Annotated in this window: 1 protein-coding gene; it reads right to left on the bottom strand. The window is 40.9% G+C overall.

All coding sequences use genetic code 11. The features are described 5' to 3' along the window. On the bottom strand, positions 1-713 hold a 713-nt coding region (locus tag AC3G7N_RS20845; protein WP_489424075.1), incomplete at its 3' end, for a Gfo/Idh/MocA family protein. Between the last annotated feature and the right edge of the window lie 57 nt (positions 714-770).

Genomic DNA, 770 nt, shown 5'->3' with positions numbered 1-770 from the left:
ATGGCGTTGGCCAGATCCTCGACTGTATTTTTCTCTGGATCATAATCGGCAGCCTGATAGAATGATTTGTTTTGAATATTGGAGCGATTCCCAAGTTTATTGTACGTGTTCCCGCTAACCGATTTGACTTTTGGTTTGCCCATCAAGTACCAGCATAAATCGATAATATGAACACCCAAATCAATCAACGGGCCACCACCTGAACGTTCCTTATCGGAAAACCAGCCCCCCGGATTACCCAAAACACGAAGACAGGAAGCCTTTGCATAATAGATTTCACCGAGATCACCTGATTCTATGAAACTCTTTAATACCTTCGTGTTGGTACCAAACCTGCGCACAAATCCAACTTGAATGACTTTTCCATCATTTTTTTTCGCAGCCTTTTCAATGTTGCGTGCTTCTTCTACCGTTTTACATAGTGGTTTCTCAACCAGCACATGCTTCCCACTGTTTAATGCAGCGATTGATATTTCCGCATGGGAATTATTCCACGTGCATATACTTACCGCATCAACTTCTGGATTATCTAGCAAATCCTGATAGTTTGTATAATATTTTTCTGCGCCATATTTCTCTGCCTTTTCCTCGGCACGTTGTTCGTTCAAATCACAAACCGCATAGATTTCCACATCACTATTATTTTTGTACGACTCAAAGTGCATCTCCGAAATCGAACCAGCACCAATCACACCAATTTTTATTTTTTCCATTTTATACGCCTCTTTTCCTGTTTACACTTCTTCCCAGATTTTCCGGACATTATCCAA

Source organism: Virgibacillus carmonensis (genome assembly GCF_057836705.1).
This window is presented reverse-complemented; position numbering and strand designations above follow the sequence as displayed.